The organism is Methylorubrum rhodesianum (assembly GCF_014199985.1).
GTDB classification, from domain to species: domain Bacteria; phylum Pseudomonadota; class Alphaproteobacteria; order Rhizobiales; family Beijerinckiaceae; genus Methylobacterium; species Methylobacterium rhodesianum.
Window position 1 is genome coordinate 104,330 of record NZ_JACHOS010000016.1, and the last position, 15,921, is coordinate 120,250.

At 69.6% G+C, this 15,921-nt stretch carries 12 protein-coding genes and 1 riboswitch; of the genes, 6 read left to right on the forward strand and 6 right to left on the reverse strand.

Annotated elements, in window-relative coordinates:
- Positions 1-24: 24 nt before the first annotated feature.
- From HNR01_RS21245 to HNR01_RS21255, 3 genes are all read right to left on the reverse strand, one after another.
- Complete coding sequence (locus tag HNR01_RS21245; protein ID WP_210313488.1) at positions 25-1,386, reverse strand: amidohydrolase; 1,362 nt, start codon at positions 1,384-1,386, stop codon at positions 25-27.
- A gap of 95 nt (positions 1,387-1,481) precedes the next feature.
- On the reverse strand, positions 1,482-2,111 hold the full coding sequence (locus tag HNR01_RS21250) for a trimeric intracellular cation channel family protein (RefSeq protein ID WP_017487056.1): 630 nt from the start codon (positions 2,109-2,111) through the stop codon (positions 1,482-1,484).
- A gap of 48 nt (positions 2,112-2,159) precedes the next feature.
- On the reverse strand, positions 2,160-2,891 hold the full coding sequence (locus tag HNR01_RS21255; RefSeq protein WP_183669612.1) for a L,D-transpeptidase: 732 nt from the start codon (positions 2,889-2,891) through the stop codon (positions 2,160-2,162).
- Positions 2,892-3,269: 378 nt separating this feature from the next.
- A riboswitch (glycine riboswitch) is annotated at positions 3,270-3,359 on the reverse strand.
- A gap of 282 nt (positions 3,360-3,641) precedes the next feature.
- Here HNR01_RS21255 and HNR01_RS21260 point away from each other — a divergent pair.
- The 4 genes from HNR01_RS21260 to HNR01_RS21275 all read left to right on the forward strand — a co-directional run bounded on the left by HNR01_RS21260 (position 3,642) and on the right by HNR01_RS21275 (position 9,426).
- The gene (locus HNR01_RS21260; RefSeq protein ID WP_183669613.1) at positions 3,642-4,670 is read left to right on the forward strand and encodes a chemotaxis protein CheB; all 1,029 of its coding nucleotides are present in this window, start codon (positions 3,642-3,644) and stop codon (positions 4,668-4,670) included.
- Positions 4,671-4,897: 227 nt separating this feature from the next.
- Positions 4,898-8,404: a CheR family methyltransferase gene (locus HNR01_RS21265; RefSeq protein WP_183669615.1), complete on the forward strand. Its 3,507-nt coding sequence runs from the start codon at positions 4,898-4,900 to the stop codon at positions 8,402-8,404.
- Positions 8,405-8,467: 63 nt separating this feature from the next.
- Complete coding sequence (locus HNR01_RS21270) at positions 8,468-8,845, forward strand: response regulator (RefSeq protein WP_183669617.1); 378 nt, start codon at positions 8,468-8,470, stop codon at positions 8,843-8,845.
- Between the two features lie 221 nt (positions 8,846-9,066).
- Complete coding sequence (locus HNR01_RS21275) at positions 9,067-9,426, forward strand: hypothetical protein (RefSeq protein ID WP_183669619.1); 360 nt, start codon at positions 9,067-9,069, stop codon at positions 9,424-9,426.
- Between the two features lie 9 nt (positions 9,427-9,435).
- Here the strand turns inward: HNR01_RS21275 and HNR01_RS21280 are convergent, their stop codons facing one another.
- Positions 9,436-9,651 carry a hypothetical protein gene (locus HNR01_RS21280; protein ID WP_017487063.1) on the reverse strand — a complete coding sequence of 72 codons (216 nt, stop codon included), beginning with the start codon at positions 9,649-9,651 and terminating at the stop codon, positions 9,436-9,438.
- A 208-nt stretch (positions 9,652-9,859) separates the two neighbouring features.
- Positions 9,860-10,474, reverse strand: a complete 615-nt coding sequence (locus tag HNR01_RS21285; RefSeq protein WP_017487064.1) for a TetR/AcrR family transcriptional regulator — start codon at positions 10,472-10,474, stop codon at positions 9,860-9,862.
- 101 nt (positions 10,475-10,575) lie between these two features.
- On the opposite strand from HNR01_RS21285, the gene HNR01_RS21290 reads away from it, so the two are divergent.
- Positions 10,576-11,838, forward strand: coding sequence for an efflux RND transporter periplasmic adaptor subunit (locus tag HNR01_RS21290; protein WP_183669621.1), 1,263 nt, complete (start codon positions 10,576-10,578; stop codon positions 11,836-11,838).
- Between the two features lie 210 nt (positions 11,839-12,048).
- On the forward strand, positions 12,049-15,240 hold the full coding sequence (locus tag HNR01_RS21295) for an efflux RND transporter permease subunit (RefSeq protein WP_183669623.1): 3,192 nt from the start codon (positions 12,049-12,051) through the stop codon (positions 15,238-15,240).
- Positions 15,241-15,288: 48 nt separating this feature from the next.
- Here HNR01_RS21295 and nikR read toward each other — a convergent pair whose 3' ends face one another.
- Positions 15,289-15,768 carry a nickel-responsive transcriptional regulator NikR gene (gene nikR / locus HNR01_RS21300; protein WP_153876237.1) on the reverse strand — a complete coding sequence of 160 codons (480 nt, stop codon included), beginning with the start codon at positions 15,766-15,768 and terminating at the stop codon, positions 15,289-15,291.
- Positions 15,769-15,921: the final 153 nt, after the last annotated feature.

Sequence of the window (15,921 nt, forward strand, 5' to 3'; positions counted from 1 at the left end):
TGCTCCAACCGCGCCGACCGGCCGCTACCGCGCGCCTGGGCCGGGGTCGCCGGGAGCGATCCAGGGGCCTGCGGCGGCCAGCATGGTCTCCACGCCGGTGCGCAGGGTCGGATCGAGGACCGGAGCGAATTCCGGCGAATGGTTCGACGGAAGCGCGTTGAGGGTTCCGGCCCGCTCCGCCTCGGCGTAGAGCGCCGGGTCGGTGCCGCCGACGAACCAGAAGACCGAGGGCACGCTCCAGGCGCGGGCGAGCACGGTGAAATCCTCGCTCGCCGCCGCATTGCCGGCGGGCTGCACCCGCTCCGCCCCGAGGCGCCGCTTCAGGGCCTGGCTCACCGTCTGCGTGGCCGCGTCGTCGTTCACCGTCAGGGGGAATTGTCCGAGCATGGTGATGAGGGGCGGCTTCGGGGCTCCCGAGATCGCCGCCTCGCCGTCGACGACGCGCTTGACCGACGCGAGCACCCGATCGCGCACGCGATCGTCGAAGGTGCGGATATTGAGCTGGAGTTCGGCCTGATCCGGGATGATGTTGGCGCTCGTCCCGGCCTGCATCGCGCCGACCGTGACGACCGCCCCGTCGGTCATGGCGACCTCCCGCGAGACGATGGTCTGGAGGCGCATCACCGTCGCGGCGGCCATGACGACGGGATCGACGGTCGATTCCGGCCCGGAGCCGTGTCCGCCGCGTCCGTACAGCGTCACCTTGAGGCTGTCACTGCGGGAGAGAACGGGGCCGCTCTTGAGGCGAACCTGACCGGCGGGAAACGGCAGAACGTGCTGCCCCAGCACCACGTCCGGCTTCGGGAAGCGCTGGACCAAGCCGTCCTCGACCATGGCCTTGGCCCCCTCGCCGATCTCCTCGCCGGGTTGGAACACGGCCATGACGGTCCCGCGCCAGCCGTCGCGATGGGCCGCCAGGATCTGTGTCGCGCCCATCAGCCAGGTCACGTGCAGGTCGTGGCCGCAGGAATGCGCGACCGGCGATGCCCGGCCGGAGGCCGGGTCGGTCCCGGTCCGGGTGCTGGCATAGGGCAGGCCGGTATTCTCCTTCATCGGCAGCGCGTCCATGTCCGCGCGCAACAGGACGGTGGGTCCGTCGCCGTTGCGCAGGAGCCCGACGACGCCCGTTCCGCCCACGCCCTCGGTAACCTCGAACCCGAGATCCTTCAGCCAGCGCGCCGCGATGCCGGCCGTGCGCCGCTCCTGCATGGAGAGTTCGGGATGGGCATGGAGATCCTCGTAGATCCCCCTCAACGTCGCGAGCTGCGCGTCGGTCGGTCCGGGCAGACTCACCGGCTCGGCCGCGGCCGGCGCCGCGCCCACGAGGGCCGACAGCACGAGGAGCACGGCTCGGGCCGGTGCGCCGCAAACATCCCGTATGACCATCGTGGTCCTCCTTCAGCCGAACCGCGGGACGCCCCCTTCGACGATGCTCAGCTCCGACGGGGCCGCGCGAGCGCGGCGCGAAAGGAGCGGCCCCCTCAATTATAGGGAAGGCGGCTCCGGGGACGATATCGCGGCAGCGTCCAGCCCCGCCGGAGGGAGACCGCCCGCAGGAGCAGGGCGACGAGGAAGCCGGAGCCGAGCGCGAGTTCCCGCGGCGCGCCGAGCGCGGCGAGCGACACGTAGGCGACCGCACCGGCTCCCGCCGCCGAGGCATAGATCTCCCGGCTGAGGATCACCGGACTGTCGCCTCCGAGGAGGTCGCGGATGACGCCCCCGAAGGTCGCGGTCACCACACCCATGACGACGGCCACGGCTCCGCTCGCTCCGGCCTGGATCGCCTTCTCGGCGCCGGCCACCGCGAAGAGCGCGAGGCCGAGGGCATCGAGCCGGATCAGGGCGCGGTAGCGGGATTGCGGGATGTGGGCGACGAAGAACACGGCGCAGGAGACGACCAGGCACGCGAGGAGGTAGGCGGGCCGCTGCGTCCAGAAGACGGGCGATCCGAGCAGCAGGTCGCGGAGCGTCCCGCCCCCGATCCCCGTCGCGGTGCCCAGCATCGCGAAGCCGACGAAGTCCATCTGCTTGCGGGAGGCCACGAGGGCTCCGGTGATCGTGAAGACGATCACCCCGAGCCAGTCCAGGGTTGCGGTCGCAGTCTCGAACATCGTTCTCAGTCCAGCCGGGGATCCGGGTCGTCGGGGGTACGGAGGGGGCTAGCGGAAGAGCAGCACCTGGTTGTCGGCCCGGGAGGGGCCGTCCCACTCGCGCTGCACCATCACCTCGGGCTGCGAGGATTTCACGACGACCGTCGTACCGAGCGGAACCCGGCCGTACAGGTCGTGGATGTCCTCGTTGAGGAGCCGGATGCAGCCCGAAGAATCGGTGCCGCCGACGGTCCAGGGCTCGTTGGTGCCGTGGATGCGGTACAGCGTGTCCCGCTCGCCCTGGTAGAGGTAGAGCGCGCGGCATCCGAGCGGGTTGTGGATGCCGGGCTCGACGTAGCGCGGGATGTCGGGCCGCCGCTTCAGCATGGCCGGCGTCGGGCGCCAGCCCGGCCATTTCGCCTTGCGTTTGACCACCGCGATACCCGACCACGTGAAGCCGGCCCGGCCCACCCCGATCCCGTAGCGCAGCGCGGTCCGGTCCTCGCGGACGAGGAAGAGGAAGCGCTCGTGCGTGTCGACGACCAGCGTCCCTGCGCGCTCGGGGCCGTCGTAATCCACGATCTGCCTGCGGAACTCCGCCGGAACGAGGGTCAGGTCGACCATCGGCACGTTGAAGGGTTCATCCGGGATCTCGCCGATGAACCACGCGTCGCGGTTCGCGGCCCGCTCGACGGGATCCGGCGCCTTCGGGACCGGCTCGGACTCCCAGAAGAAGGCCTGCGCGCGGGCCGGCGCGAGACAGGCGGCGGCGAGGAGAAGAGAGCGGCGGGTGGCCAGCATCGTCGTGGCTCCAGTTGATGGTTCGATGGTCCGCGCATCGCCGGGGCCTGTCCGACCAGGCCGAGGGACGATGTCCGGGCAGGCGTCAGGATCCAGGCTCGAAGGACGAGCCTGCCGGTCGAGCGGATCGCGAGGGGCAGGAGAGGCCGGCTGGGCGGCGGGGCGTGCCAACCTGAGTGGGCCCGAGGGCCCACGAGTGGCCCGTGAGTGGCCCGTGAGTGGTCTATGGGTCTGTCATCGCGCAGGCCTCCGGGGTCGCTCCGCACGCGCCTTGCTTGCGGGCCCCCTCTGTCATCGGCCTGAGAGTTTCGCCCGGCCCCGGACGGGGTCGCGACTTACACCATCGGCGGGAGCGGACGCTCCGCTTTCCAGAGTGTTGAACGACGAGCGGTCCGGGTGCCTGAGAGTTTCCGGGGCGGTTGCTCCTTCGGCGGCCGGTTCGCACCGGCTCTCTCCCGCTCGTCGCTGACTTGGCGGTTCTATCGCGGAAATTCGGGCTTGGCCAGAAAATTAGTTAGCTTGCGATCTATTTAGTGCGATGGGACACATGATCGGGCGCCGGGCGGCCTGCGCCCCGGCCGATGCCGCTGCCGGACAGAAGGGGGGTGGCGCTCGGTCACGGCCCGAGGGGCCGCCCTTCGGAACCTTCGCCCCGGGTCACGGGCTATCCGGATGGGGCACGGGTGCGCAGCCTCGCGTCGGCCGGACGGGCTGCGGCCGCGAGACTCGGCGGAGCGTGGAGCGGCACGGTTGGACAATCGTGACATCATCGTCATCGGCGGCTCCTCCGGTGCCACCGCTCCGCTGAAGACGATCCTCGGCGCCCTGCCGCAGGATCTGTCGGCGGCGGTCTTCATCGTGCTGCACATCCCCGCGCGCAGCCTCGGCCTGCTGGCGACCGTCACCTCGGCGGTCGCCCACCTTCCGGTCCACGCCGCCGCCGACGGCATGGCGATCCGCACCGGCAACATCTATCTCGGCGTTCCCGATCATCACCTTATCCTCGACGAGGGCCGGATCAGGCTCGGGCGCGGCCCGCGCGAGAACATGGCCCGGCCCTCGATCGACCCGCTGTTCCGCTCGGCGGCCGCGGCCTACGGCCCTCGGGTGATCGGGGTGCTTCTGAGCGGACTGCTCAACGACGGCGCGTCGGGCCTCGAAGCGATCAAGCGCTGCGGCGGCCTCACGCTCGTGCAGGATCCCGCCGATGCGATCGCCGACGAGATGCCGCGCAGCGCCCTCTCGGTCACGGAGGTCGATCTCACCCTGTCCGCGGCCCGCATCGGCGACGTCCTCTCGGACCTCGTGCGCGACGCCCCCGGCCCGCGCCTGCCCGTTCCGCCGGACATCCGGCTCGAGGTCGATATCGCCGCGGGAGAACGGATCGACAGCGACGTCCTGCGCCAACTCGCCAACCCCTCGGCGATGTCCTGTCCGCATTGCGGCGGCGTCCTCTCGGAGGTGCGCGGCGGCAAGCCGCTCCGCTTCCGCTGCCAGGTCGGCCACGGCTACACCGCCGAGGCGGTGGCCAAGGAGCAGGAGGGATCCATCGACGAGGCCCTGCGCGTGGCCCTGCGCATCATCGAGGAGCGGGCCGAACTCGTCCGGCGCATGGCCAGCGATGGACGCAAGGCCGGGCGTTCGGCCGTCAGCGAGATGTACGAGGAGCGCGCGGCCGAGTACCGGCAATACGCTGACGTGATCCGTCGTGCCGTCCTCCAGACCCTGCCGTCCCCCGAGCCGACGGACAGTGGGAGCGAGAGCGAACAGGAGGAATAGCCCGTGCGCTTCTCCGATTTGGCTCCGCACCCGCCCGTGTGCGGGCGAGTCGGTTCGCGATGGGCCGCCGCGGACTTCGCTCGGTGCGAAGGGAACGCAGGCGTGCGGATCCGGCATTCTTCGGCAAACCGCTGCACCGGTCGGTTTGAGACTGGTCAGGGCCCTTCGCGCGATCCTACAGGCAGGATCAGAACGGGCGCACGGATGCGCTGCGGCTGGAGGCGGGGATGGTGAGATCCTCCGAGACGGTTGCCCCTCAAGGCGGCAAGCCTGTCGTCGTCACCCTGTGCGCGTCGGCCGCGAACACGCGCTCGCTCGTCCACCTCCTGCAGGAGCTGCCGGCCCGGCCCGACACGGCCATCATCGTCGTGCTGCAGCACCGGGAGTCGCTCGATGCCGCCGAGTTCCAACACGCCCTCAGGGCGGCCGGCCACGACCTGACCGCCATCGAGCAGAACATGCCGCTCGTGCCGGGCCGGATCTACCTGCCCGATCCGAACGTCATCGTCAGCATCGAGAGCGATCACTTCCAGCTTCGCCCCGCCGAGCAGCGGTTCGGCGAGCGGGGAACCATCGACAGTTTCCTCGTCTCGCTTCTGGGCGAAATGGACGGGCGGACGATCTCGGTCGTCCTCGCCGGGACCGGTTCGGACGGGACCCTCGGCTTCAAGGCCGTCAAGGAGATGGGCGGCATCGCGCTCGCAGAGGAGACCGACGAGTCGAAATCCGGCGAACTCGCCGCGAGCAACATCCCCGCCGCCCTGGCGGATGCCGTCCTGCCGATCGACCAACTGGCCGAGCGGATCCGGACCAGCATCCATCAGCTCGGATCGAAGACGGAAACGGAGGCGCATCTCAACGAGGCCGAGGCCGCGATGGTGCTGGCCAGCATCGCGGCGGTGCTGCGCAACAAGACCGGCCACGACTTCCACGGCTACAAGGAAGGCACCTTCATGCGCCGCGTCCAGAGGCGGATGCAGGTCGCTCAGATCAACGACAATGCGGCGTACGTGGAATACCTGCGCTCGCAACCGGGAGAAGCGCAGGAACTCTTCAACGACCTCCTGATCGGCGTGACGCAGTTCTTCCGCGACGCGAAGGAGTTCGAACTGCTCGAGCGCAGCGTGATCTCGAAGCTGTTCGAGGGGAAGACCTCCAACGATCAAGTCAGGATCTGGATCATCGGCTGCTCGACGGGCGAGGAGGCCTACTCCTTCGGCATCCTGCTGCGCGAGCACATGGCGGCCCTGGAGGACGTGCCGCAGGTCCAGATCTTTGCGACCGACCTCGACGGCCGGGCGCTGGCGGCGGCGCGGGCGGCCCGCTACGCCGAGACGGTCGTGCGCGACGTCAGCCCCGAGCGGCTCGCGCGCTGGTTCGTGCGGGAGGGCAACACCTATTGCATCGTCAAGGAAGTGCGGGAGATGTGCATCTTCTCCCAGCACAGCATCATCAAGGACCCGCCCTTCTCCCGCCTCGACCTGATCTCCTGCCGCAACCTGCTGATCTATCTCGACGCCGAGCTGCAGAGCCGCGTCATCCCCGTCTTCCACTTCGCCCTGAGGCCGGAGGGCGTGCTCTTCCTCGGCAATTCCGAGAACATCTCGCGGCACACCAACCTGTTCGCGCCGATCGAACAGCGCTCGCGCATCTTCCGTCGCCTGGAGACGCATAGCCGGATCCTGCCCGACTTTCCCTTCGCCGTGTCATCGCCGCGGCTCGAGAGCCGGCCGGCGGCGAGCCTGCCCGGACGCGCGATCGAACCGTCGCTGGCCCAGCGGGCCGAGCGCTTCGTGGAACGCTACACGCCGGCCTACGTGATCGTGGACGAGACCCACACGGTGCTGCACTTTTCCGGCCGGACCGGGCGCTACATCGACCCGGCCGGGGGCACGGCCTCGCTCAACCTGCTGCAACTGGCGCATCCCGACCTGCGCCTCGACCTGCGCGCGGCGCTCGTGCGCGCCGCCGAGGAGGGGCGGACCGTCGATCTTCCCAACCGGCGGATCGAGCAGGACGGGCAGGGCCTTCTGGTCGATATCGTGGTCGAACCGGTCAAGGACACCGCCGGTCCCATCCGCCACTTCTTCGTGCTGTTCAAGGATGGGGGGGCGGTTGCCGCCGACGCGGACGCGTCCTCGGCCTCGTCCCAGGATCAGCGCGACCGCATCCGGCAGCTCGAAACGGAGCTGCGCGAGAACAAGGATCGGCTGCAGGCCATCGCCGAGGAAGCGGAGAGCACGAACGAGGAGCTGAAGGCCTCGAACGAGGAGTATCAGTCGCTGAACGAGGAGCTGCAATCGGCCAACGAGGAGCTCCAAACCTCGAAGGAGGAGCTGCAATCGGTCAACGAGGAGCTGACCACCGTCAACGGCGAGCTCGGCCTGCGGGTGCAGGAACTCGGCCGCATCAACAGCGACCTCAAGAACTTCCTCGAGAGCACCCAGATCGCCACGGTCTTCCTCGACAACGACCTGCGCGTCATGCGCTTCACGCCGGCCTCGGCGGAGCTGTTCCACCTCGTCGATTCGGATGCCGGCCGGCCCCTCGCCCACATCAAGTCGCGCATCGCCTACGAGGAGCTGCATGAGGACGCCCGCCGCGTCCTGCGCACCCTGAACAGCTCCGAGCGCGAGATCGAGAATCCGCAGACCGGAACCCGCTACATGGTCCGGGTGCTGCCCTATCGCAGCGTCGACAACTTCATCGCCGGCGTCGTCATCACCTTCGTCGACATCACCGCGCGCAAGCAGGCCGAAGCGGCCCTGCGCGAGAGCGAGGAGCGCTTCCGGCAATTCGCCGACGCCTCCTCGGACGTCCTCTGGATCCGCAACGCTCAGACGCTCGAATTCGAATATGCGGGTCCGTCCTTCGAAGCGCTGTACGGCGCTCCCCTCGGCGAACCCGGGCCGAATCATCTGCGAGCCTGGCTGAAGCTCATCGCGCGGGCGGATCGCAGGGAGGTGATCAACACCATCCGCCGCGTGCGGGCCGGCGGGCGCGTGTCCCACATCTTCCGCATCCGCCGGCCGAGCGACGGCGAGGAACGGTGGCTCGCCAACGCCAACTTCCCGCTCTTCGACGACAAGGGGCAGGTGCATCGCATCGGCGGCATCACCTCCGACGTCACGGATGCCAAGCTGGCGGCCGAACGCCAGGACGTGCTGGTCAAGGAGTTGCAGCACCGCTCGCGCAACCTCCTCGGCGTGGTCACCTCGCTCGCGACCCGCACCGTCGGCCAGGGGGCGCCGGTCGAGAACTTCACCACCCGGCTGAACGCCCTCGGGCGGGCCCAGGCCCTGCTCAGCCGATCGGGCAACGACACCGTCGAGGTCAGCGCCCTCGTCCACGCCGAGCTGGCCGCCTATACCAGCGTTGCTCCCAAGCGCATCACGATCTCGGGCCCGAAGGTGCTGCTGACCTCGGAGCAGGTCCAGAACTTCGCGCTCGCCCTGCACGAACTGACCACCAACGCCGTCAAGTACGGCGCCCTGCGCGACGATGCGGGGCGCCTGTCCGTGACCTGGGAGCGCATCCACAACAGCGGCCACGGGAAGCGCATGGCGCTGAACTGGGTCGAGAGCGACATCAGTGTCGAACCGCAGTTCCTGAGTCGGCGCGGCTACGGGCGCGAATTGATCGAGAATGCGCTCGCCTATGCTCTGCAGGGACGGACAGAATACGCTCTCAATATCGACGGCGTGCGTTGCCGGATCGAACTGCCTCTGAAGTAACCTGGGAAAATTCGCTGCACTGGCAATGGGGATAGGCTTCGGCGACTTCCTGCTGCCGGAGCCATGATGACCCCGCCGACCCTTCCCCTGTCAGGGCGCCGCATCCTCGTGGTCGAGGACGAGTACCTCATCGCGATCGAGATCGAGCGATGGCTGCAGGAGGCCGGAGCCGAGGTCGCCGGCCCCGTTCCGGACGCGGAGCGAGCTCTGGCGCTCATCGAGACCGGGCCGCTCGATGCAGCCGTGCTCGATATCCATCTCAACGGCGAGCCGGCCTACGTCGTCGCCGACCGCCTCACCGAACGCGGCGTGCCCTACCTGTTCGCCACGGGGGAGGTCAGGATCGCGGAGGGGTCAGATTACCGCTCGCACGCCGTTCTGGGCAAACCGATCCTCGACGACGAACTGCTGCGAGCCGTGAGCCGGCTCATCGCTCACTGAACCGGGGCTTGTCCCGGACGGACAGGCTCGCCCATCCTGCGGCCGGCGACGCATCGGCTTGCGGCTTCACCCACCGGGATGCGAGGCTGCCGGTTGTGGACGATGCCCGCGGCCCAGGCGAGAGCCGCACATCTACGTGTCGAACGGCCGGGCGCCACGCGCGATCCTCACAGGCTCACGCCCTGGAGACGATCCCGGACGATCCGGCAAGGTGAAGCCCGATGACCGAACCATGGACGAGCACGGCTCTCGCGAAGGTCGAACGGACCACGCAGCTGGCGTCGGAAATCCGCACGATCGTCGAGCGCACGAAGCGCATCATCGCCACTTCGCGGGAGATCCTCTCGGCACACGGGGTCGATCATTCTTCCGGGCGCCCCCCGCGCCCTCGGCCACCGGAGACGATGCCGGCGGACGCGCTCTGCGCCGCCTTCGACGCGCTGCTCGAGGCGGCGCGCCAGGCCGAGGAAGCCGGGGATCCCGAGCTGTTCACTCTCGTCGAGCGAGCCCTGCTCCAGGCCGGCGAGCGCATCGAGCGGGCGGCCTCGACGCTCGCGGGTCGCAATCCGCCCCTGCAGTAGGCGATCCGATCAGGTGAGGCCGCGCGCGCTCCGCCAAGCCTGGAGCGCGCGCAGGCGCTCTTCGTAGGCGAGACGAAGCGCGGTCTCGGGTTCGCCCTTCATTTCGGGCGGCGTCAACGCCTCCTCGACGACGGACGTGCCGATCTGCTTGGCGATCTCGTGACGCCAGCAGGCGTCGGCGACCGCGAACTCGATATCCGTGCGAATCCTGTCTTCGTCGTCCATCCGGCGCGTTCTCGTGCAGCGGAGCGGGCGCTGTCATCGGCCCGAACCGGGAACGGCCCACTCTAGCCCAACGCATGCCCCGGTTCGAGACGTGGCACGCGGCGCGTTGGGAGAGGTGCGCGGGAGCATGCGTCCCGTCCTCACGCCCTCCCGGCCCCTCTCCTCGCCGAGGACCATCCCTTAGCGCCCGATGAGGCCTCAGGCGCGATTAGGACGGGACGCCGCCCGCCTCGGGACAGCGCGTGAAGGCGCTCAGCGACACGCGCGCGACCGCCCGCAGGGCGTCGCGGTCGGCGCCCGACGAGGCCAGGACGCCCATGCCGGAGGCGACCGTCGAGAGAAAGCGGGCCAGCGCCGCCGGATCGGCCTCCGGTGCGAGGTCGCCGTCCCGCTGGGCCTGGGCGAACCGCTCGCGCAGGTCCGCCTCGGTCTGCGCGCGCCGGGAGGCCAGCTCGAAGGGGATGTTCTCCGAACCCTCCCCGCAGGCGAGCCCGCCCTGGACCAGAAGGCAGCCCGGCGGGTTGGCCGGGTCGGTGTGGCTCTCGGCGATACTCGACAGGAACCGCTCGGCCACCTCGCGGGCGGTCGCGCCGGCCAGCACGTGGCGCATATGCTCGCAGCGCCGCTGCGCGTAGCGGTCGAGGGCGGCCTTCAGCAGCCCCTCCTTGCTGCCGAAGGCCGCGTAGAGGGAAGGCGCCTTGATGCCCATCGCCTTCGTCAGCATGGCCAGGCTCGCGCCGTCGTAGCCGTGGCGCCAGAACACCTCCATCGCCTCGTCGAGGGCCTTGTCCGTGTCGAACGACCGGGGCCGCCCCATCACCATTGTCCGCGGGCTCCAAATTCCGTATCGAAGTTTTGTATCGAGTGGTAGATAAGTCTCTTGACGCGCGGCGTCCACGCCGACATGTGTAGCGAACTCTACAGATGTCGGAGCCGCTCGTGGATCCTCAGCGTGGCACCTCCTTAGGCCGTTTTTTGCTCCGACGCAGCGTCGGGGTCGGCCTCGCCCTCTCCCTGCTGGCCGGCGCCGCCTGTCTCGCGGCGCCGGCTGCCGTGTGGCAGACCGCGCCGGCCCAGGCCGCGACCCAGCAGGACGAGCCGGCGATGCCGGCCGCCGTCGCCACGGTCGAGCCGCGCGACGTGATCCTGTGGGACGAGTTCTCCGGCCGCCTGGAGGCGGTGGACCGCATCGAGGTGCGGGCCCGCGTCGGCGGCGCGATCCAGGCCACGCATTTCGTCGAGGGCGAGCTGGTCAAGCCCGGCGATCTCCTCGTGACCATCGATCCCGCGCCCTACGCGGCGGAGGTCCAGCGCCTGGAGGCCCAGGTCGCGGGCGCCGAGGCGCGGGTCGCCCTGACCTCGAGCGACCTGGAGCGCGGGCAGCAATTGTCGGACCGGCACATCGTCACGGCGCGCGACCTCGACGTGCGCGCCAACGCCTTCAAGGAGGCGAAGGCGACCCTGGCGGGGGCGCAGGCGGCACTGGCGGCGGCGCGGCTCAACCTCGACTACACGCAGGTGCGGGCGGCCGTGGGCGGCCGCGTCGGCCGCCGGGAGATCACGCCGGGCAACCTCGTGGCGACGGGGGCCGGCGCCGCGGTGCTGACGACCCTCGTCTCGGTCGATCCGGTCTATGCCAGCTTCGACGCCGACGAGACCGTCATCCTGAAGGCACTCGCCTCGATCGCCGAACCGTCGGGCGGCCGCGGCCGGCTCGCGCGGATCCCGGTCGAGATGATCACCGCCGACGGCGCGCGCGCGCGCGGCAGCCTGCATTTCATCGACAACAAGGTCGATGCGCGCAGCGGCACGGTCCGCGTCCGCGCGACCTTCGCCAATGCCGACGGCCACCTGATCCCGGGCCAGTTCGCGCGGATGCGGCTGGGCCAAGCCGTCCCCGAATCGCTCCTGCTCGTCGATGAGCGCGCCATCGGCACGGACCAGGACAAGCGCTTCGTCCTCGTGGTGGGGGCCGACAGCCGGGCCGAGTTCCGGGCCGTCACCCTCGGCCGGGCGGTCGACGGCCTGCGCGTCGTGACCTCCGGCCTGTCCGGCGGCGAGCGCATCGTGGTCAACGGGCTGCAGCGCATCCGGCCCGGCACCCGCATCAGCCCGGAACCGGTCCGGATGGGCGCCCGCCCGCAGGATGTCTCGCCCGGGACGGCCAAGCTCGCGCGAGCGGAATGACTTTCGCGCGAGCGGAATGAAGCTCGCGCGCGAAATTGAGGTCGCGCGCCGACTAAGCGCGCGGCGCCGAGACGCGCGCCGCTCCGACTCCCCACCCCCGAAACCGCCCGGCGGCCCCACCGTGACCGGCCGCCCGGTCGGCTGTGCGGACGGCCGCCTCACATCCGCTTCCCCGGCATCCCTTCGCCCCGTCTTCTTCCGAGGGTCGGCATGAATCTCTCGAAATTCTTCATCGACCGGCCGATCTTCGCGGGCGTGCTCTCGGTGCTCATCTTCGTCGGCGGCCTCATCTCGCTCTTCGCGATGCCGATCTCGGAATATCCGGACGTCGTGCCGCCCTCGGTCGTCGTGCGCGCGACCTTCCCGGGCGCCAACCCCAAGGTGATCATCGAGACGGTCGCGACGCCGATCGAGGAACAGATCAACGGCGTCGAGGGCATGCTCTACATGTCGAGCCAGGCCACGACCGACGGCGTGATGGTGCTGACGGTCACCTTCCGGCTCGGCACCGATCCCGACAAGGCGCAGCAGCTCGTCCAGAACCGCGTCTCGCAGGCCGAGCCGCGCCTGCCGGCGATCGTGCGCCAGCTCGGCATCGTCACGGTGAAGTCCTCGCCCGATCTCACCATGGTCGTGCACCTCGTCTCGCCCAACGGGCGCTACGACATGACCTATCTGCGCAACTACGCGGTCTTGAACATCAAGGATCGCCTCGCCCGTCTCGACGGCGTCGGGCAGGTCCAGCTCTTCGGCTCCGGCGACTACGCCATGCGGATCTGGCTCGACCCGCAGCGGGTGGCCGAGCACGGCCTGTCCGCCGGCGACGTGGTGCGCGAGATCCAGGCCCAGAACGTCGAGGCGGCGGCCGGCGTCATCGGCGCCTCGCCCGCGGTGCCGGGCCTCGACCTGCAGCTGTCGCTCAACGCCGAGGGCCGCCTCACCAGCGAGGAGCAGTTCGGCGACATCGTCGTCAAGACCGGGGAAAACGGCGAGATCACCCGCCTGCGCGACCTCGCGCGGATCGAACTCGGAGCCTCGGACTACGCGCTCCGCTCGCTCCTCGACAACAAGTCGGCGGTGGCGATCCCGATCTCGCAATCCCCGGGCTCGAACGCGATCCGGATCTCGGATCAGGTCCGCCAGACCATGGCCGAGATCAAGCGGACCATGCCCGAAGGGGTCGATTACCAGATCGTCTACGACCCGACGCAGTTCGTGCGCGCCTCGATCGAGGCGGTGATCCACACGCTGCTGGAGGCGGTCGCCCTCGTGGTGCTGGTGGTGATCCTGTTCCTGCAGACGTGGCGGGCCTCGATCATCCCGCTTCTCGCCGTGCCGGTCTCCATCGTCGGCACCTTCGCGGTGATGCACGCCTTCGGCTTCTCCATCAACGCGCTGAGCCTGTTCGGCCTCGTGCTCGCCATCGGCATCGTCGTCGACGACGCCATCGTCGTGGTCGAGAACGTGGAGCGCAACATCGAGGCCGGCCTCTCGCCGAGGGAGGCCAGCTATCAGGCCATGCGCGAGGTCTCCGGGCCGATCATCGCCATCGCGCTCGTTCTCGTCGCCGTCTTCGTGCCGCTCGCCTTCATCAGCGGATTGACGGGCCAGTTCTACAAGCAGTTCGCGCTGACCATCGCGATCTCGACGGTGATCTCGGCGATCAACTCGCTGACCCTGTCGCCGGCCCTCTCGGCGCTGCTCCTGAAAGACCATCACGCGCCGAAGGACCGGCTGACCCGAGTGCTCGACACGCTGCTCGGCTGGTTCTTCCGCCGCTTCAACCGCGCCTTCGGGCGGGCCTCCGACGGCTACGGCCGCGGCGTCGGCGCCGTCGTCTCGCGAAAGGGCGCGATGATGGTGCTCTACCTCGCGCTCGTCGGCGTGACCGTGGTGCTGTTCCAGAGGATCCCCGGCGGCTTCGTGCCGGGCCAGGACAAGCAGTACCTCGTCGGCTTCGCCCAGCTGCCCGATGGCGCGACCCTCGACCGGACGGAAGACGTGATCCGCCGCATGAGCGAGATCGCCCTGAAGGAGCCCGGCGTCGAGAGCGCCGTCGCCTTCCCCGGCCTGTCGATCAACGGCTTCACCAATTCCTCGAATTCGGGGATCGTGTTCTCGACGCTGAAGCCGTTCGAGGAGCGGAAGAGCCCCAGCTTGAGCGGGGCCGCCATCGCGCAGTCCCTCAACAGGAAGTACGCCGCGATTCCCGAGGCGTTCATCGCGATGTTCCCGCCCCCGCCCGTCAACGGGCTCGGCACGATCGGCGGCTTCAAGCTGCAGATCGAGGATCGGGCCGGCCTCGGCTACGAGGCGCTGAACGACGCCACCAAGGCCTTCATGGCCAAGGCGGCCCAGGCACCGGAACTCGCCGGCCTGTTCTCAAGCTTCCAGATGAACGTCCCGCAGCTCTTCGCCGACCTCGACCGGACCAAGGCGCGCCAGCTCCGCATCCCCGTCACCGACGTGTTCGACACGCTGCAGATCTATCTCGGCTCGCTCTACGTCAACGACTTCAACAAGTTCGGCCGCACCTACTCGGTCCGCGTCCAGGCCGACGCGCCGTTCCGGGCCCGCTCCGACGATGTCGGGCTCCTGAAGGTCCGCGCCGGCTCCGGCGAGATGGTGCCGCTCTCGGCCCTGCTGCGCGTGCGGCAGACGGCGGGGCCGGAGCGGGCCATGCGCTACAACGGCTTCCTGTCGGCCGACATCAACGCGGGCGCGGCCCCCGGCTTCTCGTCGGGGCAGGCGCAAGCGGCGGCAACCCGCATCGCCGCCGAGACCCTGCCGCGCGGCTTCGCCTTCGAGTGGACCGACCTGACCTACCAGGAATTCATCGCCGGCAATTCCGGGATCTGGGTGTTCCCACTGGCGCTGCTGCTCGTCTTCCTCGTGCTGGCGGCGCAGTACGAGAGCCTGACCCTGCCGCTCGCCATCCTCATGATCGTGCCGATGGGCCTGCTCGCGGCGATGTTCGGGGTCTGGCTCTCGGCGGGCGACAACAACGTGTTCACGCAGATCGGCCTGATCGTGCTCGTCGGCCTCTCGGCCAAGAACGCGATCCTGATCGTGGAATTCGCCCGCGAACTGGAGTTTGCCGGCCGCACCCCGCTGGCGGCCGCGATCGAGGCGAGCCGCCTGCGGCTGCGCCCGATCCTGATGACCTCGATGGCCTTCATCATGGGCGTGCTGCCGCTGGTGACCGCGACCGGGGCCGGAGCGGAGATGCGCAACGCCATGGGCGTCGCCGTGTTCTCCGGCATGATCGGCGTCACCGCCTTCGGCCTGTTCCTGACGCCGGTCTTCTACGTGCTCCTGCGCCGCCTGACCGGCAACAGGCCGCTCAAGCAGCATGGCGGCGCGGCGCAGGCGCATCCGGACGGCCTCGCCCGCGCCGCCTAGCTCCGCAGGATCGAGACGGCCTTGCGCTCCGATCGAGCGGAGGCCGTCTCAGAAGCCGCTGCGCACGCGCAGATGCGTGTGGGTGTGGTTCGAGGCGAAGCCTTCCTCGTGCGAGTGCGCGGAGGTGTCCTCCACGACGGGAATCAGGTTGAGCGAGCCGTGCATGACGCCGCGCTCGAGGAACAGCCTCTCCGCATAGGACGACACGTCCCCGACGGGGCCGCGCATCAGCGTCACGTCGATCGAGGTCGAGTGATCGATCGGGATCGACAGGGAGGCGACCGCCTGGTCGTGACGGTCGAGACGTCCCTGCGGCACGCGCGCCGCGAGGTTCCGCACCGACTGGTCGATCGTGTAGCTGACGATGCCGAAGCACGGCGCCTCGGCCGGCGCTTCGGGACGCGCGGACAGGCCGCGCCGCACGAGGTCGCGGATGGCCTCCGACCGGCTCCCCGCGCCGGTGCTGTCCATGTAAGCGTCGAGCGCGGCGGCCAGCTCGTCATCGATGGCGATGGTCGTGCGCTGCATGGATGACCTCCCCCTCTCGACGATGACTAGGCTGTCCTGCCGCCGGTTTCAAACGGGCGGCTCAGGCGTGAGACCGCCGCGACCTTCGCCTTCGCCCGAGCCGCAGCGGAGAAGCGATCGCCCTGCGCAGCCGAGCGCCCGGCCATCCGCCGG